Source organism: uncultured Microbacterium sp., from assembly GCF_963521645.1.
Taxonomy (GTDB): Bacteria; Actinomycetota; Actinomycetes; order Actinomycetales; family Microbacteriaceae; genus Microbacterium.
The window spans coordinates 34126-60286 of sequence record NZ_CAUQVQ010000002.1 but is presented as its reverse complement, the minus strand read 5'-3'; the positions used below and the strand labels follow the sequence as shown (position 1 = coordinate 60286).

21 protein-coding genes, 1 pseudogene and 1 riboswitch are annotated in these 26161 nt (G+C 69.5%); of the genes and pseudogenes, 9 read left to right on the top strand and 13 right to left on the bottom strand.

Going from position 1 to position 26161, the window contains the following annotated elements; all coding sequences use genetic code 11:
* The first annotated feature begins 27 nt into the window (after window positions 1–27).
* Entirely contained in the window at window positions 28–2247 is a 2220-nt protein-coding gene (locus RWO82_RS01345) for an NADP-dependent isocitrate dehydrogenase (protein ID WP_314422310.1), read from the top strand.
* 89 nt (window positions 2248–2336) lie between these two features.
* Here the strand turns inward: RWO82_RS01345 and RWO82_RS01340 are convergent, their stop codons facing one another.
* Together RWO82_RS01340 and RWO82_RS01335 are read right to left on the bottom strand one after the other, a co-directional pair.
* Complete coding sequence (locus tag RWO82_RS01340; protein ID WP_314422309.1) at window positions 2337–3821, bottom strand: L,D-transpeptidase family protein; 1485 nt, start codon at window positions 3819–3821, stop codon at window positions 2337–2339.
* A 99-nt stretch (window positions 3822–3920) separates the two neighbouring features.
* Window positions 3921–4328, bottom strand: coding sequence for a RidA family protein (locus tag RWO82_RS01335; RefSeq protein ID WP_314422308.1), 408 nt, complete (start codon window positions 4326–4328; stop codon window positions 3921–3923).
* A gap of 25 nt (window positions 4329–4353) precedes the next feature.
* On the opposite strand from RWO82_RS01335, the gene RWO82_RS01330 reads away from it, so the two are divergent.
* The 5 genes from RWO82_RS01330 (at window position 4354) to nagB (ending at window position 11864) form a co-directional block, all read left to right on the top strand.
* Window positions 4354–5574, top strand: coding sequence for an alanine racemase (locus tag RWO82_RS01330; protein ID WP_314422307.1), 1221 nt, complete (start codon window positions 4354–4356; stop codon window positions 5572–5574).
* Window positions 5565–8819 carry a family 20 glycosylhydrolase gene (locus tag RWO82_RS01325; protein ID WP_314422306.1) on the top strand — a complete coding sequence of 1085 codons (3255 nt, stop codon included), beginning with the start codon at window positions 5565–5567 and terminating at the stop codon, window positions 8817–8819. Before RWO82_RS01330 ends, RWO82_RS01325 begins: the two co-directional genes overlap by 10 nt.
* Window positions 8820–8898: 79 nt before the next feature.
* Window positions 8899–10086, top strand: a complete 1188-nt coding sequence (locus RWO82_RS01320; protein WP_314422304.1) for an ROK family transcriptional regulator — start codon at window positions 8899–8901, stop codon at window positions 10084–10086.
* 40 nt (window positions 10087–10126) lie between these two features.
* Complete coding sequence (locus RWO82_RS01315; RefSeq protein WP_314422302.1) at window positions 10127–11092, top strand: ROK family protein; 966 nt, start codon at window positions 10127–10129, stop codon at window positions 11090–11092.
* Window positions 11085–11864, top strand: coding sequence for a glucosamine-6-phosphate deaminase (gene nagB / locus RWO82_RS01310; protein ID WP_314422301.1), 780 nt, complete (start codon window positions 11085–11087; stop codon window positions 11862–11864). The genes RWO82_RS01315 and nagB overlap by 8 nt, the downstream gene beginning before the upstream one ends.
* 12 nt (window positions 11865–11876) lie before the next feature.
* Here nagB and RWO82_RS01305 read toward each other — a convergent pair whose 3' ends face one another.
* The 6 genes from RWO82_RS01305 to RWO82_RS01280 all read right to left on the bottom strand — a co-directional run bounded on the left by RWO82_RS01305 (window position 11877) and on the right by RWO82_RS01280 (window position 19373).
* The gene (locus RWO82_RS01305; RefSeq protein WP_314422300.1) at window positions 11877–12284 is read right to left on the bottom strand and encodes an NUDIX domain-containing protein; all 408 of its coding nucleotides are present in this window, start codon (window positions 12282–12284) and stop codon (window positions 11877–11879) included.
* Complete coding sequence (locus RWO82_RS01300; RefSeq protein ID WP_314422298.1) at window positions 12277–13641, bottom strand: FAD-linked oxidase C-terminal domain-containing protein; 1365 nt, start codon at window positions 13639–13641, stop codon at window positions 12277–12279. Before RWO82_RS01300 ends, RWO82_RS01305 begins: the two co-directional genes overlap by 8 nt.
* The gene (locus tag RWO82_RS01295) at window positions 13638–14009 is read right to left on the bottom strand and encodes a YrdB family protein (RefSeq protein ID WP_314422297.1); all 372 of its coding nucleotides are present in this window, start codon (window positions 14007–14009) and stop codon (window positions 13638–13640) included. The genes RWO82_RS01300 and RWO82_RS01295 overlap by 4 nt, the downstream gene beginning before the upstream one ends.
* Window positions 14010–14039: 30 nt before the next feature.
* Window positions 14040–16217 carry a sigma-70 family RNA polymerase sigma factor gene (locus tag RWO82_RS01290; protein ID WP_314422296.1) on the bottom strand — a complete coding sequence of 726 codons (2178 nt, stop codon included), beginning with the start codon at window positions 16215–16217 and terminating at the stop codon, window positions 14040–14042.
* Between the two features lie 469 nt (window positions 16218–16686).
* Entirely contained in the window at window positions 16687–17865 is a 1179-nt protein-coding gene (nagA, locus tag RWO82_RS01285) for an N-acetylglucosamine-6-phosphate deacetylase (protein WP_314422295.1), read from the bottom strand.
* A complete protein-coding gene (locus tag RWO82_RS01280) occupies window positions 17850–19373 on the bottom strand; it encodes a family 20 glycosylhydrolase (protein WP_314422294.1) in 1524 nt (507 codons plus the stop codon). Before RWO82_RS01280 ends, nagA begins: the two co-directional genes overlap by 16 nt.
* Window positions 19374–19427: 54 nt before the next feature.
* Window positions 19428–19512: riboswitch (ZMP/ZTP riboswitch) on the top strand.
* A 36-nt stretch (window positions 19513–19548) separates the two neighbouring features.
* Here RWO82_RS01280 and glyA point away from each other — a divergent pair.
* Both glyA and RWO82_RS01270 read left to right on the top strand, forming a co-directional pair.
* The gene (glyA, locus tag RWO82_RS01275) at window positions 19549–20823 is read left to right on the top strand and encodes a serine hydroxymethyltransferase (RefSeq protein ID WP_314422293.1); all 1275 of its coding nucleotides are present in this window, start codon (window positions 19549–19551) and stop codon (window positions 20821–20823) included.
* Entirely contained in the window at window positions 20820–21698 is an 879-nt protein-coding gene (locus tag RWO82_RS01270; protein ID WP_314422291.1) for a bifunctional methylenetetrahydrofolate dehydrogenase/methenyltetrahydrofolate cyclohydrolase, read from the top strand. The genes glyA and RWO82_RS01270 overlap by 4 nt, the downstream gene beginning before the upstream one ends.
* Before the next feature lie 10 nt (window positions 21699–21708).
* On the opposite strand, the gene RWO82_RS01265 is transcribed toward RWO82_RS01270, so the two are convergent.
* From RWO82_RS01265 to RWO82_RS01255, 3 genes are all read right to left on the bottom strand, one after another.
* Window positions 21709–22269: a hypothetical protein gene (locus tag RWO82_RS01265; protein ID WP_314422289.1), complete on the bottom strand. Its 561-nt coding sequence runs from the start codon at window positions 22267–22269 to the stop codon at window positions 21709–21711.
* Between the two features lie 53 nt (window positions 22270–22322).
* Window positions 22323–23045, bottom strand: coding sequence for a DUF6882 domain-containing protein (locus RWO82_RS01260; RefSeq protein ID WP_314422288.1), 723 nt, complete (start codon window positions 23043–23045; stop codon window positions 22323–22325).
* Between the two features lie 79 nt (window positions 23046–23124).
* Window positions 23125–23799: an FAD-binding protein gene (locus tag RWO82_RS01255; RefSeq protein WP_314422287.1), complete on the bottom strand. Its 675-nt coding sequence runs from the start codon at window positions 23797–23799 to the stop codon at window positions 23125–23127.
* Window positions 23800–23867: 68 nt separating this feature from the next.
* On the opposite strand from RWO82_RS01255, the pseudogene RWO82_RS01250 reads away from it, so the two are divergent.
* Window positions 23868–24521 (top strand): annotated as a pseudogene (locus tag RWO82_RS01250) (tripartite tricarboxylate transporter permease); the annotation flags it as partial.
* Between the two features lie 57 nt (window positions 24522–24578).
* Here the strand turns inward: RWO82_RS01250 and RWO82_RS01245 are convergent.
* A complete protein-coding gene (locus RWO82_RS01245; RefSeq protein WP_314422286.1) occupies window positions 24579–25388 on the bottom strand; it encodes an HpcH/HpaI aldolase/citrate lyase family protein in 810 nt (269 codons plus the stop codon).
* A complete protein-coding gene (locus tag RWO82_RS01240) occupies window positions 25373–26158 on the bottom strand; it encodes a fumarylacetoacetate hydrolase family protein (protein WP_314422284.1) in 786 nt (261 codons plus the stop codon). Before RWO82_RS01240 ends, RWO82_RS01245 begins: the two co-directional genes overlap by 16 nt.
* Window positions 26159–26161 lie beyond the last annotated feature (3 nt).

The window sequence follows — 26161 nt, the reverse complement described above, 5'->3', positions numbered from 1 at the left end:
ATGCCCTCGCGAACGGAGAACCTCCTGGTGACCGACGACGCCATCATCTACACGTATACCGACGAGGCTCCGGCTCTCGCCACCGCCTCCTTCCTTCCGATCATCAAGGCCTACACGGGCCAGGCGGGCATCGAGGTCGAGACCCGCGACATCTCGCTCGGCGGGCGCATCCTCGCGGCGTTCCCGCAGAAGCTCACGCCCGAGCAGCAGGTGGGCGACTCGCTCGCGGAGCTCGGCGGACTCGCGACGCTCCCCGAGGCGAACATCATCAAGCTGCCGAACATCTCGGCATCCATCCCGCAGCTCAAGGGCGCGATCGCCGAGCTGCAGTCGCAGGGATACGACATCCCCGACTTCCCGGACGAGCCCTCCTCTCTCGAGGAGAAGGACATCCGTGCGCGTTACGACCGCATCAAGGGATCAGCGGTCAACCCGGTGCTCCGTGAGGGCAACAGTGACCGCCGCGCTCCTCTGGCCGTCAAGAACTACGCCAAGAAGCACCCGCACCGCAACAAGCCGTTCGCGGAGGGCTCGAAGACCCGTGTCGCCACGCTCGGCCACGACGACTTCAAGCACAACGAGCGCTCCTGGGTCGCGGCGCACGACGACGTGCTGAGCTTCCGTCACACTGCCGCAGACGGCACCGTGACGATCCTCAAGGAGGGGCTCAAGGTCCTCCCGCGCGAGATCATCGACGCGACGTTCCTGTCTGCCGCGCATCTCGACGAGTTCCTCGCGGAGACGCTCGAGACGGCGAAGAGCGATGACATCCTCTACTCCGTGCACCTCAAAGCGACGATGATGAAGGTCAGCGACCCGATCATCTTCGGTCACGTCGTGAAGGTCTTCTTCTCGGACGTGTTCGCTCAGTACGGCGACAAGCTCGCAGCGGCGGGCCTCAACCCGAACGACGGTCTCGGCTCGATCCTGGCGGGTCTCGGCTCCATCGCCGACGGCGCGGAGATCGCGGCGGCCTTCGACAAGGCGATCGCCGAGGGGCCCCGTCTCTCGTACGTGAACTCCGACAAGGGGATCACGAACCTCCACGTGCCCAGCGACGTCATCGTCGACGCCTCCATGCCTGCGCTCGTCCGCAACGGCGGCAAGCTGTGGGGCAAGGACGGCGGCGAGGCCGACACCCTCGCGGTCATCCCGGACTCCTCGTACGCGAGCGTCTACCAGGCCGTGATCGACGACGTGATCGCGAACGGTCCTCTCGACCCCGCGACCATCGGAACCGTTCCCAACGTCGGCCTCATGGCGCAGGCGGCCGAGGAGTACGGCAGCCACGACAAGACCTTCGAGATCGCCGCCGCCGGCACCGTCCAGGTGCTCGACAGCGAGGGAACCGTGCTGATCGAGCACGAGGTCGGCGCCGGTGACATCTGGCGCGCGACGCAGACCAAGCACATCCCGGTCATGGACTGGGTGAAGCTCGCCGTCTCGCGGGCTCGCGCGACGGGCGTCCCGGCCGTGTTCTGGCTCGACGCCAACCGCTCGCACGACGCGCAGATCATCGCCAAGGTGCACCAGGGTCTCGCGACGCTCGACACCAAGGGCCTCACGATCACGATCCTCGCTCCCGAGGAGGCCACTCGGTACACGCTCGCGCGCATGCGCCACGGCCTCGACACCATCTCGGTGACGGGCAACGTGCTGCGTGACTACCTCACCGACCTGTTCCCGATCCTCGAGGTGGGCACCAGCGCCAAGATGCTGTCGATCGTCCCGCTCCTCGCGGGCGGAGGCCTCTTCGAGACCGGGGCAGGCGGTTCGGCGCCCAAGCACGTGCAGCAGCTCGTCGAGCAGAACTACCTGCGTTGGGACTCCCTGGGCGAGTTCTTCGCGCTCGCGGCATCGCTCGAGCACTTCGCCGACCGCACCGGCAACGAGAAGGCTCGCGTCCTCGCGGAGACGCTGGATGCGGCGACGGGAACCTTCCTCGAGGAGGACCGGTCTCCGGGCCGCGCTCTCGGCACGATCGACAACCGTGGCAGCCACTTCTACCTGGGCCTGTACTGGGCGCAGGAGCTGGCGAACCAGACGAAGGACGCCGAGCTCGCCGCGGCCTTCGCTCCGGTCGCCGCACGGCTCGCTGGGAACGAGGAGAAGATCGTCTCCGAACTCAACGCGGTGCAGGGCAAGGCCGTCGAGATCGGTGGGTACTACCGTCCCGACGATGCACTCGTCACGGCCGTCATGCGCCCGTCTGCGACGTTGAACGGCATCGTCGACGCGATGGTCTGACCGAGACACGAGAAAGGGGCCGGATGCGAATGCATCCGGCCCCTTTCCGCATCGGGCCTGCAGCGCTGAGAGTGCGCGGCCCGAGTGTGTCAGTTGTGCACGGAGACTTCCAGGCCGATGGGCGACCAGTCGTACACGAACTTCGCGACATCGATCGGCATGTTGATGCAGCCGTGGCTGCGCGGGTTGCCGAAGTCGTTGTGCCAGTAGGTGCCGTGGAAGCCCTCGTCGCCGTTGAAGTACGTGACCCACGGAACGTTCGGCGTCTCGGTGATCGACCCGTCGGGCTCGCGGCTCTTCATGTTCTGCGAGCGCAGGTGCGCGTACACCGTGAAGTTGCCGACATCGGTGGGCGTCGCGGCCTTGCCCGAGGAGATCGACCACGAGCGCACGACGTTGCCGTTCTCGATGAGTGTCGCCGTCTGCGAGCCGAGGTCGACGTCGATGCGTCGCTGCAGGTTGATCGACTCGAAGGGAGTCTCCGTGACCTGGATCGGGATGATCCCGTTGCCGCTCTCGAGATTCGCCGCGGCCTCGGAGGCGAGGGTGGACGTGTCTCCGACGGCTCGCCCGGTGACGCCTGCGGTCTCGACGCGCAGGATCTCGCCCGACGAGTTCACGATGTTCGTCGCCGTGACCGGGGCGCGGTCGACCGCGCCTGCGAGGCCGTCGACGGTCGCCTGGATCGCTGCGGCATCCGCGGAGATCCGCAGCTCACCGTCTTCGTTGACGACGGTCACCCATGTCGACACCGTCGCCGGGTCGATGGGCACCGTGCGCTCCTCGCCGATGTAGAAACCGACCGAACCGAGCATCTGGTTCATCGACGCCGCGAGCGCGGTCGCGTCCTCGTCACTGACGGCGGGCGCAGCCTCCGCGGGGCCCGCGGCGAACTCGAGGCTCTTCTCGCCCGACGCGACCGCGTCGGTGATCGCTGCCGTGAGAGCGTCCACGTCGACTGCTGTGCCGGGGGCGGAGGGGGTGATCGCGAATGCGCCGGCGGTGCCGTCGTAGACGACTCCGGCGTCGACCGGCTCCTCGAAGCTCGACGGCACGGCGTCGCGAAGAGTCGCGTCCGCCGTGGCGGCATCGAGGGTGATGTCTCCGGGAACGGGATCGCCTGACCACGCTCCGATGTTCCAGAGGGGGCGCTCGGCGAAGGCCTGGTCCGCGAGGGCCGCGGCATCGATGCTCGCTCCCAGCTCGGCGCCGCTGAGCACGACATCGCCGTCGGCACCGGTCAGTGTGACCTCGGTGGTCTCGAGGTGTGCGTCGATCGCATCGGCAGCAGCCCCGGGGGTCATCCACCCCACCGGGATGCCCGCGACCGTCGTCCCCGGCGCGATCAGGATCATCGACGCGGCACCGGCGCCCAGCGCGACGACTCCCACACCGAGGCCGATCCAGAGACCGAGGCGCTTCTTCTTGGGCGCCGGTTCGATGGGGGCCCACTCGACGGGGGCATCCCCATCGCTCGGCGGAAGCACGTCAGTCGGCGCGCCGGTGGTCGGTGCCTCATTCAGCTTCGCGGTCTTCGCATCGTCAGCTGAGATCAGATCGGTCACGAACTTCACCCCCCGGTTCTCACGTGGCCTGTATATCGCTCAATCGTACGGGATCGGAGGTAACGGGGAGGCAACGGTCGTGATATAGAGCGTGCGCGGCCGCGACGGTCAGTCCGAGACGACCGCGAGCCCATCGATCTCGACCAGCATCTCCTCCCGGGGGAGTCCGGTGAAGACGGTCGTGCGCGAGGGGAGCACGTCGCCGGTCGTGTGCGCGCTCACGAACGCGCCGTAGGCCTCGTTCATGATGGGGAAGTCCTCGCGCTTGGTGAGGTAGACGCGGAGCATCACCACGTCGTCGAACGTCGCACCCGATGCCTCGACGATCGCCTTGACGTTCTCGAGCGTGCGGGTGGTCTGCGCCGCGACATCACCGGGGTGCAGGTACTCGTTCGTCTGAGGGTCGACGGGGCCCTGGCCGGAGACCTGGACGATCGGTCCCTTGCGCACTCCCTGCGAGAACGTGTGGGCGGGAGCGGGGGCGGCGGTCGTCGAAACGCGGATCTTCGCAGTCATACCGACAGCCTAGTAGCCTTGTTAGATGCCTCTACAAATTCCGGACCCCGTCCTCGGCACCTGGGCCAAAGGCTTCTCGGCGAGAGCGGCCGGCCTGCGACTCTCCGAGGTCGCGAGCGCGGGACTCCACCTGTCGGACATGGCGACGCCGGTGCTCACGGTCCACGAGGCGTCCCTCGCGCACAACGAGGCCACGGTCTTCTCGTGGGCGGCTGCGCAGGGAGTGCTCCTCGCTCCGCACGGCAAGACGACCATGGCTCCCGCTCTGTGGCAGCGGCTTCTCGATGCGGGTGCGTGGGGCATCTCCGTCGCCACGCCCTGGCAGGCCGAGGTCGCGGTCTCGGCGGGCGTCGACACGGTGCTGATCGCGAACGGGGTGACCGATGTCGACGCCGCGCGAAGGTTCGGCGCGCTGCTCGCCGCCGATGCGGACCTGCGCATCCTGTGCTGGGCGGATTCCGTCGCCACGGTCGATCTCCTGGCGTCTGCCCGCATCGACGAGGCGCACCCCCTCGATGTGCTCGTCGAGCTCGGCGGAGCCGGCGGACGCACCGGCGCGCGCACGGTCGAGGAGGGCGAGGAGATCGCGCGGGCGATCCTCTCGACACCCGGCCTCCGTCTCGCGGGCGTCACGGGGTACGAGGGTCCGTTCGGTCCTGACCGGAGCGAGGCCTCGGTCGCCGCGGTCGACGCATACCTGGAGACGCTCGTCGACCTGCACTCCCGGCTCGACTACCCCGAGGGCATCCGCCCGGTCGTGAGCGCAGGCGGAAGCTCGTTCCCGGATCGCGCCGCCGCGGTGCTCTCCCGACTCGGCGCGAGCGATGTCGACGTGGTGCTGCGTTCGGGGGCGTTCCAGATCCACGACGACGGCTTCTACTCGCGCATGTCGCCGTTCGGACCGCTCACGGGCACGGCACCCCTGCGCTCCGCCATGCACGCGTGGGCGCGGGTCGTCTCGCAGCCGGAGCCCGGGCTGGCGCTGCTCGACGCGGGTCGCCGCGATGTGCCCTTCGACCTCGACCTGCCGGTACCGCAGTCCGTCGACGGCGCGATCACGGCGCTCAACGACCAGCACGCCTTCCTGCAGCTCGCGGACGGTGCGGAGGCGCACCCCGGAGACGTGATCCGGCTCGGGCTGTCGCACCCGTGCACCGCGTTCGACAAATGGCGGGTCGTCGCCGTGATCGACGACCCGGATGCGCCGGACCCCCGCGTGATCGGAGCCGTGGCCACATGCTTCTGAGCACCGAGAAACAGGTTCGGGTCTATCGCAGGGCGACGGTCGTCGACGGCACGGGGGCCGAGCGCTTCGTGGCGGATGTGGCGGTCGAGGGCGATCGCATCGTCGCCGTGATCGCGAAGGGCGACGCGACCGAGCTGGTCCTCTCCGCGGACGCCGTCGAGGTCGATGCGGCCGGGCTGGTGCTCTCGCCGGGCTTCATCGACATGCACGCCCACAGCGATCTCGCCGTGTTGCGGGGGGCGGCACACGACGCGAAGATCCTGCAGGGCGTGACGACGGAGGTCCTCGGGCAGGACGGGCTCGGGTACGCACCGCTCGACGACGCCGCGGCCGCGACCATCCCGTCGCAGATCGCGGGCTGGAACGGGACGCCCGACCGTGTCCCCTGGCGCACGATGGACGATCTGCTGGCGGCGATCGACCCCGCGACCGTGGCGAATGCGGCGGTGCTCGTGCCGCAGGGCAACCTGCGGATGATCGTCATCGGGCACGAGAACCGCGCGGCGACGAGCGACGAACTCGCCGCGATGTCGACGCTGCTCGCCGACGCGATGGACGCGGGCGCCTTCGGCATGTCGAGCGGCCTCACCTACACGCCGGGGATGTACGCCGACACCGCCGAGCTCGAAGCGCTGTGTCGGGTCGTGGCCGAGCGCGGAGGCTACTGGGCGCCCCACACCCGCAGCTACGGCGGGGCGGCTCTCGACGCATATCGCGAGGCGCTCGACATCGGGCGCCGTACAGGGTGCCCCGTGCACCTCACGCACGCGACCATGAACTTCGCCCCGAATCGCGGCAGAGCGGCGGAGCTCCTCGCTCTGGTGGACGAGGCGCTCGCGGACGGCGTCGACGTGACTCTCGACACCTACCCCTATCTGCCCGGGGCGACGACGCTCGCGGCGCTGCTGCCGAGCAGGCTCTCGCAGAGCGGCGACCTGCTCGCCACGATCGCCGGACTCGATCCGGCTCAGCGCGAGGAGGTGCGCGTCGAGCTCGAAGAGGTCGGATGCGACGGCTTCCACGGCGAGCCGGCCGACTGGACGACCATACAGATCGCGGGAACCGGTGATCCCGCACTCGCCGATCTCGTGGGGCGGACGGTGGCCGAGGTCGCGGAATCGACGGGTCGTCGTGCGGTCGACGTCGTGCTCGACACGATCGTCGCCGACTCGGGGGCCACGAGCATCCTGATGCACATCGGCGATGAGCAGAACGTGCGGGCCATCATGCGCCACCCACAGCACTGCGGCGGCAGCGACGGGATACTGGTCGGCGGGAGGCCGCATCCACGCGGGCGCGGCACCTTCGCGCGGTATCTCGGCACGTACGTACGGGACCTCGGCGTCTTCACGCTCGAGGAGGCGGTGCGGCACCTTTCCGGCACTCCCGCGGCTCGACTCGGGCTCGACCGCGGAGACGCCCCGCACGGAGTCATCCGTGTCGGTGCGGCGGCGGACCTCGTGCTCTTCGACCCGGCGACCGTCGAGGCGGGCGCCACGTTCGACGATCCGCATGGAGCGCCGACAGGAATCGCGGAGGTGCTCGTGGCAGGCGTCCCCGTCGTCGTCGACGGAGCGGTCACGGGATCCACCCCCGGGCGTGCACTGCGCATGCCCCCTGCGCCGCATCGGGCCACGGTGCCCTTGATCGAATCGAGGATCGACTCGTCGGCCGAGCCGTTCGCCTGGGTCGACGGCACGCCGATCCTCGCGCCCCCGGAACTCTCCGCATCGGCTGAGCGTCTGCGGAGCGGGGCGCGCGAATCCGACGGCGCCGCTCCGATCCGACTCTCGATCGACCCGTCGATCGGTCAGGAGCCCTTCGCCGCCGACCGCGTCGCCGACGAGGCGTTCCGCGTGACCGTGACGCACGAGGGCATCGACCTCGTGGGGGCGACGCCCGCCGGTGTGTTCCGCGCGGCGTCGGTGCTGCGGCAGCTGCGGATGCCCGAGCGCACGAAGCACCGCATCCCCGCCGGCGTATGGCAGGGCGCCCCCGCCTTCGCGTGGCGAGGAGTGATGCTCGACGTCGCGCGGCACTTCCGTCCCGCACACGACGTGCGGCGGCTCATCGATCTGATGGCCGATCACCACCTGAGCGTGCTGCACCTGCACCTGACCGATGATCAGGGCTGGCGCTTCGCCGTGCCGGGGTATCCGCGGCTGACCGAGGTCGGGGCCCGTCGTGAGGCGACCCAGCAGGGTCACGGACCGCGCGCGACCGTCGAGGAGGGGGTGCACGAGGGGCACTACACGGATGCCGAGATCCGCGACCTCGTCGCATACGCCGCCGAGCGGTTCGTGACACTCGTGCCCGAGGTCGAACTGCCCGGCCACGTGCAGGCGGCACTGGCCGCCTATCCGGAACTCGGCAATGTCGACGCGGGGGAGCCGATCACGGCGCCGTGGGAGCGATTCGGCGTGAACCCCCGCACGCTGGCTCCGACGGAAGCCGCCCTCGAATTCGGTGAGGCGGCGATCGACGCGCTCTGCGACCTCTTCGACTCGCCGTGGATCGGCATCGGGGGCGACGAGGTGCCCGTGACCGAGTGGGAGCGCAGCCACGCCGCGCAGGCGCGGATGGTCGAGCTCGGCCTGCAGACGCCGCGCGACGTGCAGCCGTGGTTCACCGAGCACTTCGTGCAGCACGTGCGCTCCAGGGGGCGCACCGCGCTCGCCTGGGACGAGGTGCTCGAAGGCGACGTGCCCGAAGGCGTGCACATCCTCGCGTGGCGAGGTCCTGTCGCGATGGAGGAGGCGCTGAACCGAGGCATCCCCGTCGTCGCGTGTCCCGATCTGCAGGTCTACCTCGACTACCCGCAGTCGGAGTCCGAGGAGGAGCCGGTCAGAGTCGGGCCTCCGCTGTCGCTCGAGACGACGTACGGGCTGCAGGTCGATCAGCGCGCCATGGGGGCGCAGGCCAATGTGTGGACCGAGCACCTGGCCACCAGGGACCGTGTGGACTTCGCGCTGTTCCCCCGGCTGTCGGCCATCGCCGAGCGACTGTGGGACGGGGGAGTGCCGCGTGAGTACGAGAGCTTCGCGCGCCGCATCCCGATGCACCTCAGACGGCTCGCGGAGGTCGGGGTGCGGTATCGTCCCCTGAGCGGGCCATTGCCTGAGCAGCGTCGGCTCGGTGTGCCGGGGAAACCCCTCACACGGGCCGCTCGGGAGGAGATCGTCGACGGGCTCGTGGCGGGTCTCCGCGACAGGTCCGCGTCGACGCCGACACCGCCGTCACATTGATGTAACGTTTCGATAACCCTCCCGGCGCGACGCCGGGCTGGGCTTGCACAATTTTTGTTCGTAAGGTCTACTAACAAACATGTCCGTATCGGATGAACAGCGCCCCACGGCGACACCGGAGTACGCCGCGGCGAGTGCCCATGCATTCGGGCCGGGGCGGCATCTGCGCTCACGCTCCAAGGTGCTTCCGGAGCATGCGCGAGGGCACAACAGGGCGCTCGTCCTGCAGACCCTGTATCACTCCGGAGCGATGAGCCGCGCGGACCTCTCGCGGGAGACCGGGCTGACCCGCGTGACGATCTCCGATCTCGTCGCGGAGTTCATCGCAGACGGCATCGTCGTCGAGATGGGCATCCGCGAGACCGTGGGACCGGGCAAGCCGCCCATCCTCATCGACATCGACCGCGTCGGGCACCAGATCATCGGCATCGATCTGTCGGGTCCGCATGCCTTCGTCGGCGCCGTGCTCAGCCTCGACGGCGATGTGATCGAGCGTCGCGAGGTGCCGCGTCCCGAGAGCGCCGACGGCGATGCGGCATTCGCGGCGACGCTCGAACTGGCGCGAACACTCGTGGCCATCGCGACCCAGCCGATCCTCGGCGTCGGCATCGGCACACCCGGTGTGGTGCGTCCCGACGGGGTCGTGCTGAGCTCGCCCAACCTCGGCTGGGACAACCTTCCGCTGGAGGCGAAGCTCGGCGTCGAGCTCGACCTTCCGGTCCTCGTGCGCAACGACGCCAACGCCGCCGTGCTCGCCGAGTACACCTTCGGTGAAGCGAAGGCCGACTTCATGCTCATCCGCATCGGTCGCGGCGTGGGAGCAGGACTCATCACCGGGAGCCAGCCGTTGGTGGGGAGCCGCTTCGCCGCGGGGGAGATCGGGCACGTCGTGGTCGGCACCGACGGTGGGCCGCGGTGCGCGTGCGGCAAGGACGGCTGTCTCGAGGCGTGGCTCAGCGAGACCCGACTGCGCCCCGCGATCGAGGCCGCGCCGGACTCGCGCGATGAGATCCTCCGCGACGCCGGTACTCGTATGGCTGTCGCCATCGCGCCGATCGTGGCGGCGCTCGATCTGTCCGAGGTCGTGCTGTCGGGACCGGCGGATCTGCTCGACGGCGTGCTGATCGATGCAGCGGTCGACACGCTGCACGCGCGCACGCTCGAGGGCGTCTTCGAGGATGCGCTCATCCGCCGTACCTCCCAGGCCGACATCGTGCTGCGCGGCACCGCGGTGATGGTGCTCTCCGGTCAGCTGGGCGTCTCGTGACGCGCATGCCGGGTCAGAACGTTCTCCGGAGCGCCGTCCGATGACGCGCGCCGCCGTGGCCGACCTCGACGGTCGGCTGGTTTCCGTGGGCTTGGACGTCGGGGGCACGAAGATCGATGCCGTCGCGGTCGCCTCCGACGGTGCGGTCATCTCCCGTCTGCGTCGTCCCACCGGGTGGGGAGACGATGCAGTCGTGTCGAGCATCATCGATGTCGTGGGGGAGCTCGCGGTCGACGGCGGATTCGCCCCGTCGAACGTGGGCACGGTCGGCGTCGGGATCCCCGGGGTCGTCGACTCCGACACGGGGCGCGTGCTGCACGCCGTGAACCTGGGCGTCGAATCGCTCGACCTCGCCGACCTCGTCTCCGCGCGCCTCGCGGTGCCGGTGCGGATCGAGAACGACGTGAAGGCGGCGGCGCTCGGCGCGGCGGTGCTGCGAGGCATCAGCGGGTCGATGGCGTACCTGAACCTCGGAACCGGGGTCGCGGCGGGCATCGTGATCGACGGCGAGATCTGGCGCGGGGCCCGCGGCACAGCCGGCGAGGTGGGACACCTCTCGGTCGACCCGAACGGACGACTCTGCGGCTGCGGTCAGCGCGGCTGCATCGAGACGTTCTGCGGAGGCGGTGCTCTGGCCCGCGCGTGGAACCGCCCCGGCGTCCTTCCGGTGCGGGACATCCTCGACGCCGCCGAGACCGGCGACGAGCTCGCCGTCGCGCTGCGCGCGGATCTCTTCCACGGGGGAGCGGCGGCAGTGCGGGCACTGGTGCTCTCCGCCGACGTCGAACGGGTCATCATCGGCGGGGGACTGACCGCGCTGGGTGATCGGCTCCGCGACGGCATCCGCGACTCCCTTCGCGAGGGTGCCGCCACGTCGGCCTTCATGCGTTCGCTGCAGCTCGATGAGCGCATCGAGCTTCTTCCCGCCGGTTCGCCCGCGGCCGCCCTCGGGGCCGCCGTCGTGGGCACCACCACCCGTTCTAAGGAGACCGTGTCCCATGGCTGAAGTCGTCATCGTCGAGAACGCGCAGAAGGCGGGCGAGCTGGTAGCCGCCGAGATCGTCGAGCTCATCGACCGCCGCGCCGATGCCGTGCTCGGGCTTGCGACGGGGTCGACGCCGCTCCCGGTGTACCAGGCGCTGCGCACCCGTCTCGCCGGTCGGGACGTGTCGCAGGTGCGGGGATTCGCTCTCGACGAGTACGTGGGGCTCGACCCCGCGCACGCCGAGAGCTATCGCTCGGTCATCACGCGCGAGGTCGTGGAGCCGCTCGGCCTCGACCCGCGACGCATCCACGTGCCCAACGGATCGATCGATACGATCCAGCACGCCGGGGACGACTATGAGTCCGCCATCGAGGCCGCAGGAGGAGTCGACCTGCAGATCCTCGGGATCGGCACCGACGGCCACATCGGCTTCAACGAGCCCGGCTCGTCGTTCGCCTCCCGCACTCGGGTGAAGACGCTCACCGAACAGACTCGTGAGGACAACGCACGATTCTTCGACTCGATCGACGACGTGCCGCGGCACTGCATCACGCAAGGGCTCGGAACGATCCTGCGGGCACGCCATCTGGTGCTGCTGGCCTTCGGGGAGGGCAAGGCCCGCGCCGTGGCGGAGGCCGTGGAAGGTCCTCTGTCGGCGATCCTCCCGGGCTCCGCGATCCAGCTGCATCCGCACGCGACCGTCGTGCTCGACGAGGCCGCTGCCTCGCAGCTCAGGCTCGCCGACTACTACCGCTACACGTTCGCGAACAAGCCCGCGTGGCAGGGTCTCTGAGCGGCCGACGGCTCAGGGCAGACTGGCGGGCCACGCCAGCGGCAGGAGGTGCTCGACGCTGAGTGGCGCGAGCGGCAGCGTCTCGGCATCGGCGGGGGTGATCCACCGGAATTCGGCGAGCTCGGCCTGCGCGACCGGTTCCGCGGAGCCGATCGTCACGACGAATGCGTCGGCGACCACCCGATGCCCGGGTTCGTTCGCGGCGTCGGACACGAACGTGCCGAGGGGAGCGAGATCGGCAGGACCGAGCTCGAGGCCCAGCTCCTCGCGCAGCTCGCGCGTGAGGGTCTCGGCCGGAGACTCGCCCGGCTCCGGTTTGCCACCGGGCTGCATGAAGCGACTCGTGCCCTCTTTGCGCACCACGAGCACCCGTTGATCCGCGTCGAGGATGATCGCCGCGCTCACCCGGATGTCAGGCATCGCTGGCGAAGACCTTTCCGGGATTCAGGATGCCGAGCGGGTCGAACACGCGAGTGATCTGTCGCTGCAGCTGCCACTGATCCTGGCCGATCTCGTCGGCCAGCCAGCGGCTCTTGAGCGTGCCGATCCCGTGCTCGCCGGTCAGCGTGCCGCCGAGGGCGATCGCGGCCCGGAACAGCTCGTCGGCCGCCGCCCAGATGACCGCGGGAGGCTCCTCGCCCTCGAAGATGAAGTTCGGATGCAGATTCCCGTCGCCGGCATGGGCGACGGTCGGGATCGTGATCGAGAACTCCTTCTCGATGCGGGCGATCTCGTCGAACATCGCCGGCATGGCGCTGCGAGGCACCGACACGTCTTCGATCAGCGTCGTTCCCAGCTTCTGCATCGCGGGATGCATGGACCGGCGTATCGCGAGCATGCGCTCGCCCTCGACGCGATCGTGCGAGACCTGTGTGACACCGTGGTGGGCCGTCAGGATCTCGGCGATCTGCGCCGCCTCCGCGATGGCGGCAGGGCCGTCGGTCTGGATCGTCAGCTGTGCGCTGCTCGACGCAGGAGCGGGAAGGTCGAGGAGCGCCGCGACGGCCGCCAGGCTCGCCGCATCCATGAGCTCCATGATCGCCGGCTGGGCGCCCGACGCGGTGACCGCGGACGACGCAGCGGCTGCCGAGCGCACGTCGGGGAACATCGCCGTCACCGTGCAGGTGGTTCCCTCCACGAGACGACGGAGTTTGAGCGTCGCCGAGACGACGACGCCCAGGGTGCCCTCCGAGCCGATCACCAGGGAGGTCAGATCGAGCCCCGTGACGCCCTTGACGCTGCGGTGCCCGAGATGGAGAAGCCGTCCGTCCGAGATCACGAGGTCGAGTCCGAGCACGGCATCGCGGACCACGCCGTACTTCGCGCAGAGGAGTCCTCCTGCGCCGGTCGCGATGTTGCCGCCCACGGTCGAGATGTCTCGGCTGGCGGGATCAGGTGCCCACCACAGGCCGTGCTCGGCGAGCACGGCGTTGAGGTCGGCGTTGATGATCCCGGGTTCGACGACGGCCAGCAGGTCGTCCGCGCGGATCTCATGGATCGCCGTCATCCGGAGCATCGAGAGCACGATCTCGCCGTCGCCGCCGTTCGCCGCGCCCGCGAGACCGGTGCCGGCTCCTCGGACCACGACCGGAGTCCGCGTCTGCGTCGCGATGCGCATCACGGCCTGGACGTCTTCCACGGACTCGGCGTGCACGATCGCGAGAGGGCGGCCCGGAGCGGCGTGCCCTGAACGGTCGGCGCGGGCGGTCTCGAGCGAGGCGGCGTCGGTCTCGACGAGTTCGCCGAGTGCTGCGCGGAGAAGGTCGAGCGTGCTCATGCGATGCGGCTGCGTCCGCTGACGACGCCCGCTCCGACCGCCACCACGGCGAACGCGATGCCGATGAGCGGCTGGTCCATGAGCCACCAGGCGATGGTCACGCCGACGTAGATGAGCAGTTCGACCACGGCTCGCAGAAACGGATGCAGGCGCAGCATCGGTCGCGGCGAGAGGAACAGCGCCCACACGAGGATCGTGACGAGGGGTGCTCCGATACCGAGGATCACATTCCACGGCAGCGGCCAGGTCGCGAAACCCCACAGTGCGAGCGAGCCGACAGCGGTCACCAGGACGATCGAACGGACGATGTCGAGGGCGGTGAAGGACGGCCGGTCGACACCGGGAACGGAAGCAGGATCCTGGCTCATGGAACCAGTCTATTCGCCGCGCAGAGGGCGTCAGCGCGAGCTGTCGGCGGGCTCGGCGACGTCGACCATGGCCGCGTCGTGTGCGGCGGGAGGCACCGCGTCATCGGTGGGAGCTGCGGGCTCTGCGGTGGGAGGCGCGGTCTCTTCGGAGGGAGCTGCGGGCTCTTCCGTGGGAGGCGCGGTTTCTTCGACCGGAGGAGCGGGCTCTGCGGCGGGAGGAGCGGGCTCTTCGACCGGGTCGTTCGACACGGGAGGTGTTCCCTCCGGGGCTGTGCCCGCATCCGGGGCGGCCGGCGTCGGGGAGTCGCCCTGGTCGGCGTCCGGTGCCTCGCTCGGCTGATCCGCGAACCAGCAGGCGACCTCGAACAGCTTCCCGAGCAGCGGATCGGAGCTGATGTCGTACAGAGCCGACAGGGTCGTGGTCGTGGAGGGTCCGGTCGCCTCGTCGGTCGAGTAGAAGACCTCGACGGAGGAGTCTGCGCAGAGCTGGGCCAGAGTCGGACGCAGATCGATCTCGCCGAAACCGGACGGATCGAGGACGTCGCTGCTGGTTCCCCCTGTTCCGCCGCCGATGCGGGAGCCCACCTGCGAGCCTGGCTCCCCGGTGACCGCGATCACATAGTGGGTGGCCAGCGTGTTCAGATTGATGTAGGCCGAGGAGAGCGCGAACTCCGGCGCTCCATCCGGAAGCGTCGGCTGCTCGGGCTCCGGTTCGGGCTCGGGCTCCGGGTCGGGGTCCGTGGGCTGCTCGGGCTCGGTCGGCTGTTCGGGTTCGGTGGGCTGCTCCGGCTCCGTGGGCTGTTCCGGCTCCGTGGGCGGCGTCGGCTCGACCGGCGGCTCCACCTCAGGTGCCGGCTCGGCGGGCGGGACGGGCGCCGCAGGAGCGGCGGGAACCGGTGGAGGTGTGGTCGCGGGAGCTGTGTCCTCGGCGGGGTCGCTGATCAGCGGTTCGTCGGCGGGGGGCACGACGGGCTGCTCGGGCGCGGGGTCCGATTCGTCCTGGTCGTCGATGAGATCGGGCTTCTTCTCGTCGGCCTTCAGAGCCTCGTCAGGACCGACGTTCGCACTGATCGAGGAAGAATCGCTGTCGCCTGCGCTCGGCAGCGAGGCAGCGGGCGATGCGCCCGCGAGTCCCGGAAGGATGGTCGCCGCTGCGACGACTCCCGCCACGACGAGTGCTGCCGATCCGGCTCCGACGAGGGCGCCGACTCCGCTGAAGATGCCGCCCGTCGCGCCGCTGGATCCCCCTGCACCGGCGCCGGCTCCGCCGGTGCCTGCCGAGCCTCCGCCACCGGATCCCGTCGATCCGCCGCCTGCGATGCCGCCGCTCGCGGAGCCGCCCACAGCGACGGCCCCTTCGGTGATGCCCGACGGCATCGCGGCGAGTGCGACGATGGGGGTGCCGCCGCCCTGCAGCGTGGCGAGGTAGCCCGCGGCTCCGGTCACACCGAGAACGAGGGGGAGCAGCACGAGGGCGAGTCGCTTCGAGATGTCCTTCGCCTCGGCGGCGACGATCATGCAGCGCGCGCACACCTCGAGGTGCTGTTCGAGGCGCTTGTGGTCGCGGGTTCCGAGGTTCCCGCGCGAATAGGCGCCGAGGTGCTCGATGGTCCATTGGCAGTCCGAGCCCGGTGCGGCGCTGCGCAGGTGGGCCTGGATCCAGGCCTCGCGGAGTCCTTCGCGGGCGCGGAAGGCGAGCTGAGAGACCGCGCCGGGCTTCATCCCGAGCAACGGTGCCGCCTCGTGCGGCTTCATCTGCTCGATCTCGGTGTACCAGAGCACCTCCTGCCAGCGTGAGGGCAGGCTGCGGAATGCCTGAGCGGTCAGACTGCGGTCGAGCGCCTCGTTCGCGGCCTGCTCGGTGCTGTCGGGGTCGACGACGCTGTCCAGCTCGTCGATCGCCGATTCGCGACGCGACCTCCCCCACGCGGCGGCGGTGTTGCGGATGCTCGTGAAGAGATATGCGCGGAAGGAGCCGTTGGGCCCGCCGCCCTTGATGATCGCCTGATAGATGCGCGTGTAGGACTCCTGGACGAGATCGTCCGGATCGATCGACGAGGTGATCGATCGCGCGACCGACATCCCGGAAGGGTAGTGGCGACGCCACAGCTCGCCGAAGGCCGCTGCATCGCCTGAGCGGGTGCGCAGCACCAGTTCGGCGTCAGCGGTGGTGTCTTCGTGAGAGGTGTTGTCGTGATCCACAGTCATCCGTCGGTCGTGGGGCGGAAGTGCCTCCACAGTAAGAGACGCGTGATTCGCAGTTTCATCACGCGCCTTCACCATTCTCCCTCTGATCTTCTGGGCACGCTACCCCGAGAGGGCGTCGCCCTGGATTCGGGTGCTTCCGGGGAATCCCAGATCAGAGTAAAGAAAAGTGCAGCAGCTAGAGATCTTCGAAGATTTTCTGGGAAATCGCGTAATGAATCGGATACTCCGTCGTCTCATCACATAGAGACAGCCGACGAGCTCCACCGGGGGGCGGAGCTCAGGTGCTCGTGCAGGGGGCATGAGCGCAGGCAGGGTGAGTCGAGAGCCTCGGGGGAGGAGTTCTCGGCTCACCGCTCTGAGTGGGGGGGGATTCGTGACGGGGCCGCCGATCTGGGGAACGGCGGCCCCTCACCCACGAAGAAGGACACCGGAGAGCGCAGTGTTGCGCGTCGATGCGCGCAGCGTGGGGCTAGGCCCGACCGTCCACCCATGTGCGCACGACGCGCAACTCTGCATCCCACAGCACGGCATCGCCGAGGTGACCGACGGCGAGGCGGCCCAGTCGCCCGCCGACCCCGATGGCGTGCGCCGGTGTCTCGGTCGCCGCGCGGAGTGCATCCGCGAGGGGCACGCCGGCCGCCACCGTTCGCCTGACGGCCTCATCCTGGGTGAGGGTCGAGCCGGCGATCGAGCCCGTGTCGTTCGTGCGCGCCACGCCGTCGCGCACCGTCACCCGCACCGCACCGAGGTCGTAGTCGCCGTCGGCGCTTCCGGCAGCAGCCATCGCGTCTGTGATCAGGGCGACGCGTCCGGGTGCCGCATCGAAGAGCAGTCTGACGACATGCGGGTCGAGGTGCACGTCGTCGGCGATGGCCTCGAGGACGACCCGATGGTCCGCCGCGGCGGCCAGCACCGGCCCGGGAGCGCGGTGATGGATTCCCGGCATCGCGTTGAACGCGTGCGTGAGGATCGAGGCCCCTGCCTCGAAGGCCGCCACCGCCATCGAGGCGTCCGCATCGGTGTGACCCACGGCGGCGGCTGCTCCGGAGTCGACGATCAGCCGGACGGCGTCGATCCCGCCGGGCAGCTCCGGGGCTATCGTCACCTGGCGGATCGTGCCACGGCCCGCCTCGAGCAGTCGCGAGACGTCGGCGGCGACCGGGTGTCGCAGCAGGTGAGGCGCGTGTGCTCCGTGATGCCCCGGATCGAGGAAGGGCCCTTCGAGATGCGAGCCGAGGATGTCGGCGTCGGTCGTCATGAGGTCGGCGATCTGCGCGACGCGCTGTTCGAGCTCGTCGAGCGTCGCCGTCACGAGAGAGACGACCGCGCGCGTGGTCCCGTGCGCGCGGTGCAGCGCTCTGGCCGTGCGGATCGACTCGGGGCCGTCGTCGAAAGACGCCCCCGCCCCGCCATGGCCGTGGATGTCGATGAGACCGGGGGACAGCACGGCGCCGATTCCCGCGGCGAGCACGGCGTCGACGACCTCATCGGCCGCGGACCAGGTGTCTCCGGTGCCCCGGGCGACGACCAGGCCGTTCTCTACACGGATCCACGCGTCGTTCTCGATCTCGCCGCCGTCGACGATCGTCGCCGAGTGCACGACGATCGACGAGGGCGTGGCCGAAGAGGCGCTCATCGGTCGGTCCATGGGATCTCCTCGGAGCGGTGGAAGTCGATGTCGGCAGTCTCCCAGAGCGGAGCGAGCGTCGCGAGTCGTGAGCGGAACGACTCCCATGTGCGTTCCGGCGCGGACCGCGGTGACCAGGCGATCTCCGCCTGGGCGGCCGCCCGCGGGAAGACCAGCTGTTCGACGTCGCGGATCGTGCGAGCGGTCTCGCTCCACAGAGGGGCCTCGACGCCGAGGATCGCCGAATCGGGCAGGTCGAGCACCTCCGTCGGCTCCCACTCGTAGGCCTTCCGGACGTCGACGACACCGGCCCAGGTGAGTCCGAGCGGGAAGTCGCTCGAGTACTTCATGTCGAGATAGGCGACATCGGCCGCGGACATGATCAGCGCACCGCCGCGTTCCACGAAGTGCGCGGCCTCCTCGGCATGGGTCCCCTCGGGCGTGGTCTTGCCCCAGTACTGACCGATCGTGCCCTCGGCGATCCCCGCTGCCGCGCCGACCTCGTGCCAGGCGACGGGGATCTTCCCCGCCTCGACGACGATCTCGGTCGCGCGCTCGACGAAGACGTCGAAGTCCGCCTGCGGAGTGCCGAGGGACTCGTCGCCCCCGATGTGGATGTAGGGCCCGGGGGTCAGCTCGGCGAGTTCCCGCACCACATCGCGCACGAAGTCGTAGGTGCGCTCCTCGTGGATCCGGACGCTCGAGTGCCCGACGCCCCATCCGACGTACGGTTCGCCCTTGACCGGCAGCGGCTGGCCCAGCCGAGCCGATTCGGCGACCAGGCCGTCGTTGAGCACAGGCGCCTCGACGAGCTCCGGGTACGCGACGCCGATCGCATGGGTGTGACCAGGCAGGTCGATCTCGGGGATCACGACCATGTGGCGGGCTGCCGCGTACGACACGATCGCGCGATAGTCGTCTTTCGAGTAGAACCCTCCCGGATCGCCGCCTGCCGCCGTGAGCGATGCCCGTTCGGTGAGCTTCGGCCAGGAGTCGATCTGGATGCGCCATCCCTGATCGTCGGTGAGGTGCAGGTGCAGATGGTTGAACTTGAGGGCGCTGGTCGCGTCGATGAACTTCTCGACCTCGGCGACGCTGAAGAAGTGGCGCGTGACGTCGAGCATGACGCCGCGACGGGGGAAGCGAGGGGCATCGGAGATCGACGCGTGCGTCAGACCCCACCCGTCGTCCCCTTCGCGCAGCAACTGGAGCAGGGTCTGGACGCCGTAGTAGAGCCCCGCCTCGTCTGCGCCGACGATCTCGGTCGACGAGCCGACGGTGAGCGTGTACCCCTCGGCCGCGGCGGCATCCGGGTCGATCCGGAGCGAGATCGTGCTGTCGGCGGGGCCGTCCGACTCGGTGGAGCGGGCGAGTCGGACGCCGGTGCGCTTCGAGATCCCGTCGATGAGCTGTTCGACGGCCGGCGAGTCTCCGATGACTCCGACGATCCGGGCGAGGGGGGTTCGGTCGTCGCCGACAGTGGCGGAGTGGGGGAGGGGGACGAGGGGCATGGAATGGGGAAGGACCATGAACAAAACCTACCCTGCCGGGAAGGGGGTGCACAGGGGGAGATCCGCTATGCTTGCAAGCGTCGCGACTGGCGTCTGGGTGGACTACCACCGGGGAGCGACTGACCACGGAATTCGACCGCGCGCCTGGGCCGATTGGTATACCCGTTCGAATCCGTCGTCAGAGGAGCATGTCATGACCGACCGTTACTTCAACGCCCCGCTCGCAGAGGTAGACCCCGAGATCGCTCAGGTCCTCGACCGCGAACTCGCCCGCCAGCAGACCTTCCTCGAGATGATCGCGTCCGAGAACTTCGTGCCCGTCTCGGTGCTGCAGGCTCAGGGTTCGGTGCTCACGAACAAGTACGCCGAGGGCTACCCCGGCCGTCGCTACTACGGCGGCTGCGAAGAGGTCGACGTGGCCGAGGAGCTCGCCATCCAGCGCGCCAAGGACCTGTTCGGCTCGGAGTTCGCCAACGTCCAGCCGCATTCGGGAGCATCGGCCAACGCCGCCGTGCTGCACGCGATCGCCCGTCCCGGCGACACGCTGCTCGGTCTCGCGCTCGACCAGGGCGGCCACCTGACACACGGCATGAAGATCAACTTCTCGGGCCGTCTCTACGACATCGTCGCCTACGGGGTGAACCCCGAGACCTCCGTGATCGACATGGACGAGGTGCGCCGCCTCGCGATCGAGCACAAGCCGAAGGTCATCATCGCCGGCTGGTCGGCCTACCCGCGCACGCTCGACTTCGCGGCCTTCCGGGCGATCGCCGACGAGGTCGGCGCCCTGCTCTGGGTCGACATGGCGCACTTCGCCGGCCTCGTCGCCGCAGGGCTGCACCCGAACCCGGTGCCGCACGCCCACGTCGTCTCGTCGACCGTGCACAAGACCATCGGCGGCCCCCGCTCAGGTTTCATCCTGACGAACGACGCCGACATCGCCAAGAAGATCAACACGGCGGTCTTCCCGGGACAGCAGGGTGGACCGCTCATGCACGTGATCGCCGCCAAGGCGACCGCGTTCAAGCTCGCCGGCACCCCTGAGTTCAAGGAGCGCCAGGAGCGCACGGTGCGCGGCGCGGCGATCCTCGCCGAGCGTCTCTCCCAGCAGGACGTGAAGGACGCCGGCATCGGAGTCCGCTCGGGCGGCACCGACGTGCACCTCGTGCTCGTCGATCTGCGAGACGCTGCCGTGGACGGCAAGCAGGCCGAGGATCTGCTGCACGACATCCACATCACCGTCAACCGCAACGCCGTGCCGAACGACCCTCGTCCGCCCATGGTCACCTCGGGGCTGCGCATCGGCACCCCCGCGCTCGCGACGCGCGGTTTCGGCGACGCCGAGTTCACCGAGGTCGCCGACGTGATCGCTCTCGCGCTGCTGCCGGGCGCCGATGTCGAGGCGCTCCGTGCGCGTGTCGACGCGCTCGCCGCACGCTTCCCGCTCTACCCGGACCTGCAGCAGTGACCGCGCGGATCCTCGACGGCAAGGCGGCATCGGCCGCGATCAAGGCCGAGCTGACCGAGCGCGTCGCCGCTCTGAAGGCGAAGGGAATCGTGCCGGGCATCGCGACCGTGCTCGTCGGTGCCGATCCGGCGTCCCAGCTGTACGTCGGGATGAAGCACCGTCAGTCCGAGGCGATCGGGATGAACTCGATCCAGCGCGAACTCCCCGCTGATGCCACGCAGGCCGATGTCGAGGCACTGATCGACGAACTCAACGCCGACCCGCAGTGCCACGGGTACATCGTGCAGCTGCCGCTGCCGAAGCACATCGACACGGATGCGATCCTCGAGCGGATCGACCCGGCGAAGGACGCCGACGGGCTGCACCCGACGAACCTCGGCCGCCTCGTGCTCAACGTCAACAGTCCGATCCACACGCCGCTGCCGTGCACGCCGCGCGGTGTCATCGAGCTGCTGCTGCGCAACGGCTACGACTTCGCCGGCACGCATGTCGTGGTCGTCGGACGCGGGGTGACCATCGGTCGCTCGATCGGCCTGCTGCTGACCAGGCGCGACCTCAACGCGACGGTCACCCTCACGCACACCGGCACGGTCGACATGGCGAGGTACCTCCGCGAGGCGGATGTGATCGTCGCGGCCGCCGGTGTGAAGCACCTGATCCGCGCCGAGGACGTCAAGCCGGGAGCCGCCGTGCTCGACGTGGGAGTGACCCGCGAGACCGACCCCGAGACGGGCAAGAACCTGGTCTTCGGGGACGTGCACCCGGATGTCGCCGAGGTCGCGGGCTGGGTCTCGCCGAATCCCGGTGGTGTGGGGCCGATGACGGTGGCGCTGCTGATGACCAACGTCGTCGAGGCCGCCGAGCGACTCGTCTGATCGCCGTCGGTCAGCCCAGATCGTCCAGCATCCGGCGCTGTTCGGGAGTCAGCCCGTCGCGGAGCTCCTCGCGCGCTTCGTGGGTGGCGGAAGACGAGGAGGAGGAAGCCGCTGAGGCGGGTGCGGAGTCCTTCCGCGAACCCGTCATCTTCCCCTGCACGACGTCGTACAGCTGGCCGGCCTTCGCTCTCAGCCGATCGTCGACCTGGTCGTAGATCATCCAGCCGACGAGCAGGAAGAGCGGCGGAAGAGCGTAGCTCCAGAACCCCGAGGCGCGGACGCCGCTCAGCCACACGACGGCGACCCAGATGATGAGTTCCACGAGGTAGACGAGAACGTACTGCACGACCTTCTCGCCGACCCTCGTGCGATCGGATGCCGACTTCGCGGCGGCTGCGCGGAAGGCGCGCGTGAGCAGCGGCTTGACGAAGAGGGCCGCGAGGGTGAGCACGACCGCGGCCCAGAGGGCGTTGACCCCGACGGAGACACCCGCGGACAGCAGCCCGATCAGCAGCAGTACCGCGACGTTGAACACGTAGAGCGCCGCGAACCGGACGATTCCGTTCTTCATGCGTCCAGGCTCCCACATTCTCGATGCCGGGGCATCAGCGGGCCTGTCCGCGGTCAGCCCTGCGGGTGCAGGCTGCTCTCGATGTTCGTGATGCGCGCCTGCTCGTCGAACCGGAACGCGGCGGTGCCTGTCGCATCGGCGATCGTGGCTCCCGAGAAGGACTCGTCGACCCACGTGAGGGTCCACCCGGCGAGACGCGCGGCATCCCACACGGCGGTGCGGGCGTCGGGCAGGACCAGAGCGGAGAGGATGCGGGGGAGGACGATCGCAGCGGACGCGACGGTGAGCGGGGGAAGAGGGGCGTCGAGCAGGAACACCGCGTAGGTGCCCCCACCCACGGGTGCGACGTAGTGGGGCGCGCGACCGGTCAGCTCGACGGCCGCTCCGCCCACGGTGTGTGCGGCCCGGGGGATCCACTCGGGGTCGCCCTCGGCATCCTGGGGGAACGGGAGCTCCGGTTCGCTCAGCTCGGGGATGCCGTGCTGGACGCCGTAGTCGCGAAGCTGTGCGGCGATGCCCTCCGGGTCTCCCTGCGGGTGCGCCCACGCCCACAGCAGCGAGCGCGGTCCCGGGGCGATCGTCGCGACGAGGTGGGCGCGGGAGACGAGCTGACGGGCCGGGTCGGCGTGCGAGGTGAACGTGAGGGTTCCCGCTGCCATGTCGACGTCCCAGCGGTGGTCGCCGAGGTCCTCGAGAGCGGTGGCGAGGGAATCCTGACGGAGGGCGGAGAACAGTGCAGCACGGTCTGCGAGCGGCTGGAGCGCGGCGAAGGTCATGACGACAGTCTCACCCGGGCGGCTATGAATTCGCCAGAGCCGCGATGCCTGTCACCGACTCGGCGCCGCGCCCGAGCGATCATGCCAGGAGGCCTGCACGCCGCCCGAACACCATTCCGGCGGTCAGGCCGGAGCCGCCGGGGTAGTTCTTCGAGAAAAGACCCCCCAGAGCCTCGCCGCAGGCGAACAGGCCGTCGATGACCGTGCCGTCCTCACGTTCGACGCGACCGTGCGTGTCGGTCTTGAGCCCTCCGAACGTGAAGGTGATGCCGCAGGTGACGCCGTAGGCGTAGAACGGACCGGTCTCGAGCGGCGATGCCCAGTTGCTCTTGGGTGGCGTGACGTCGGCGCGGCGGCCGTCCTTCACGGTGGGGTCGAACGCGATCGACCGGTCGATCGATTCGTTGAACTCGGACACGGTCCGCTCCAGAGCCTCGGCCGGCACGCCGATCCGTTCCGCCAGTTCGCCGATCGTGTCGGCGGTCTCCACCGAGATGCCCGGCATCTCGTACTCCTCGGTCCGCAGCATCGGGCGCAGGGTCTGATCGAACAGCTGCCAGGCGACGGATCCGGGTTGCGCGAGGATCTCGCGCCCGTACTTGGCGTAGGTGTAGTTGCGGAAGTCCGCTCCCTCATCGAGGAAGCGCGCGCCGTCGCGATTGACGATGATCCCCAGGGGGTAGGACTGCCGGGTGAGACGGTTGGTGAGTTCACGATTCGACTCGTTGTGCTCGGTGAACGCGTCCCACTGCACCGAGTGGCATGTCGACCAGTCGCCCCCGCGGGCCGCGCCGATGCGCAGGGCTGGCGAGTGCGGGCAACGACACCGATTTCGGCACGGTGGGGAGCATCCGCGGCGTCGCCGCCCCCGAGGCGGCCGCCAACGCGACGGCCGGCACCGCGATGGGTGCTCTGCTCGCACTGGGTCTGCCGACCTCGGCGACCGCCGCGATCATGCTCGCAGCGTTCCAGCAGTACGGGCTGCAGCCGGGGCCGCTGCTGTTCACCCGCACCCCGGAGCTCGTGTGGACGCTGATCGCCTCGCTGTTCATCGGGTTGGTCGCCCTCCTGATCCTCAACATGGGGTTCGCGTCGCTGTGGGCCAAACTGCTGCTGATCCCGAAGCACTACCTGTACGCCACCATCACGGTTCTCGCGGTGCTGGGCGTCTACGCGATGGGCTCCTCCGTCGTCGACGTCTGGGCGCTCATCGCGATCGGCCTGATCGGCGTGCTCATGCGTCGCTTCCGCATCCCGCTCGCGCCGGTGATGATCGCCGTCGTGCTCGGACCGTTGGCGGAGACCGAGCTGCGGCGAGCCCTGGCCGTCTCGTCCGGCGACCCGATGGTGCTCGTCTCCAGCCCGTTCACGATCACCCTGTACGTGATCCTCGCGGCGATCGCCGGGATCTCGGTCGTGCAGCACATGCGCAACCGGCGTCGCGTGGCGACGGCCGCCGAGTCGGTCACGGCGTGAGCGTCGATCGGCGCCGGTGACGCGCGGCGCACGACGACGGACGCGCCGGCGGCGGGGTCAATAGCTCGCGCGCGGGGTGGTCTCCTGTTCGGGGATCCACTCCGCCGCGAGCTTCTCCGTCGCACGCGCCAGGATCGACACGTCGGCGGCGACGAGGACGAACGACGCGCCGGCGTCGAGGTAGCGGCGAGCCGTCGCGGGCGAGAACGCGTTGACGCCGACCGGCTTGCCGGCGTCGCGCACCTCGGAGATCGTCCGTTCGACGGCGGCGACGACGTCGGGATGCTCCTGCTGACCGAGGAGCCCCATCGAGGCGGCCAGATCGCTCGGACCGACGAACACGCCGTCGACGCCGTGGACTGAGGCGATCGCGCGGGCGTTGCGCACCGCGACGTCGGTCTCGATCTGCACCGTCAGGGACGTGATCTCGTGTGCGCGCTGCAGGTAGTCCTCGATCCGATTGAACTGCGCGGCGCGCGCCAGGGCGCTGCCCACTCCTCGGATGCCGAGCGGCGGGTAGCGCGTGGCGGCCACCGCCCGGGATGCCTCGTCCGCGGTGTTCACCATCGGCACCAGCAGATTCTGCGCTCCCAGATCGAGCACCTGCTTGATGACCACCGGATCGTTCGCGGGCACCCGTACCACCGGCGTGACCGGGTAGGGGGCGACGGCCTGCAGCAGCGAGAGGATCGACTCCAGGGAGATCGGGCTGTGCTCGCCGTCGATCAGGGTCCAGTCGAGACCGGACCCCGCGACGATCTCGGCGGCGATCGGGCTTCCCGAGCAGATCCACGCGCCGACCAGGGGTCGTTCCGAGGCGGCGAGCCGATCGCGGAAGGACGGTCGGGGGTTCAGATGAAGCGGCATTCGATCGTTCCCATCGGTCCGTAGTCGCACAGCACCCGGTCGCCCCGCGACACCCACATCGGGCGTGTGAACGATCCTGCCAGGATGATCTCCCCGGCCTCGAGACGCGCGCCGTGCTGGTGGAACTTGTTCGCGAGCCACGCGACGCCTGTGGCGGGGTGGCCGAGCACGCCGGCCGCGACGCCTGTCTCCTCGATCTCGCCGTTGCGCGACAGCACGCCGGGCACCCAGCGCAGGTCGATCTCGTCGGGGCGCTTGTGCACGGTGCCCAGCACCATCGCGCCGTAGGCGGCGTTGTCGCTGATCGTGTCGACGATCGTGCGACCCTCGAGTTCGATGTGGGAGTTCAGCACCTCGAGCGCCGGAACGGCGTAGTCGATCGCCGCGAGAGCGTCGTCGAGCGTGCAGTCGGGGCCCTCGAGCGGATGCTTCAGCACGAACGCGAGCTCGACCTCGATGCGGACGTTCGAGAAGTGATCGACCGGGATCTCTGCCCCCGATTCGTACACGGTGTCGTCGAACATGACGCCGTAGTCGGGCTCCGTGATGCCGGTCGCCTGCTGCATCGCCTTGGACGTCAGCCCGATCTTGCGGCCGACGAGACGGCGTCCCGCGGCGATCTGCGAGTCGCGCCAGACGCCCTGGATCGCGTACGAGTCCTCCACGGTCGCCTCGGGGTGGCGCGCGGTGATGCGCGGGATGACCGAGTGCGTGCGGTCGGCCTCGGCGAGCTCGGCGGCGATCCGCGCGATCGTGTCTGCTGACAGCATCCG

Bases quoted from the DNA above. Each gene is read 5' to 3' on its own strand.
- RWO82_RS01335 (WP_314422308.1), bottom strand. From the start codon at position 4,328: ATGACTGCGAAGATCCGCGTTTCGACGACCGCCGCCCCCGCTCCCGCC.
- RWO82_RS01330 (WP_314422307.1), top strand. From the start codon at position 4,354: ATGCCTCTACAAATTCCGGACCCCGTCCTCGGCACCTGGGCCAAAGGC.
- RWO82_RS01325 (WP_314422306.1), top strand. From the start codon at position 5,565: ATGCTTCTGAGCACCGAGAAACAGGTTCGGGTCTATCGCAGGGCGACG.
- RWO82_RS01320 (WP_314422304.1), top strand. From the start codon at position 8,899: ATGTCCGTATCGGATGAACAGCGCCCCACGGCGACACCGGAGTACGCC.
- RWO82_RS01315 (WP_314422302.1), top strand. From the start codon at position 10,127: ATGACGCGCGCCGCCGTGGCCGACCTCGACGGTCGGCTGGTTTCCGTG.
- nagB (WP_314422301.1), top strand. From the start codon at position 11,085: ATGGCTGAAGTCGTCATCGTCGAGAACGCGCAGAAGGCGGGCGAGCTG.
- RWO82_RS01305 (WP_314422300.1), bottom strand. From the start codon at position 12,284: ATGCCTGACATCCGGGTGAGCGCGGCGATCATCCTCGACGCGGATCAA.
- RWO82_RS01300 (WP_314422298.1), bottom strand. From the start codon at position 13,641: ATGAGCACGCTCGACCTTCTCCGCGCAGCACTCGGCGAACTCGTCGAG.
- RWO82_RS01295 (WP_314422297.1), bottom strand. From the start codon at position 14,009: ATGAGCCAGGATCCTGCTTCCGTTCCCGGTGTCGACCGGCCGTCCTTC.
- RWO82_RS01290 (WP_314422296.1), bottom strand. From the start codon at position 16,217: ATGACTGTGGATCACGACAACACCTCTCACGAAGACACCACCGCTGAC.
- nagA (WP_314422295.1), bottom strand. From the start codon at position 17,865: ATGGACCGACCGATGAGCGCCTCTTCGGCCACGCCCTCGTCGATCGTC.
- RWO82_RS01280 (WP_314422294.1), bottom strand. From the start codon at position 19,373: ATGGTCCTTCCCCATTCCATGCCCCTCGTCCCCCTCCCCCACTCCGCC.
- glyA (WP_314422293.1), top strand. From the start codon at position 19,549: ATGACCGACCGTTACTTCAACGCCCCGCTCGCAGAGGTAGACCCCGAG.
- RWO82_RS01265 (WP_314422289.1), bottom strand. From the start codon at position 22,269: ATGAAGAACGGAATCGTCCGGTTCGCGGCGCTCTACGTGTTCAACGTC.
- RWO82_RS01260 (WP_314422288.1), bottom strand. From the start codon at position 23,045: ATGACCTTCGCCGCGCTCCAGCCGCTCGCAGACCGTGCTGCACTGTTC.
- RWO82_RS01245 (WP_314422286.1), bottom strand. From the start codon at position 25,388: ATGCCGCTTCATCTGAACCCCCGACCGTCCTTCCGCGATCGGCTCGCC.
- RWO82_RS01240 (WP_314422284.1), bottom strand. From the start codon at position 26,158: ATGCTGTCAGCAGACACGATCGCGCGGATCGCCGCCGAGCTCGCCGAG.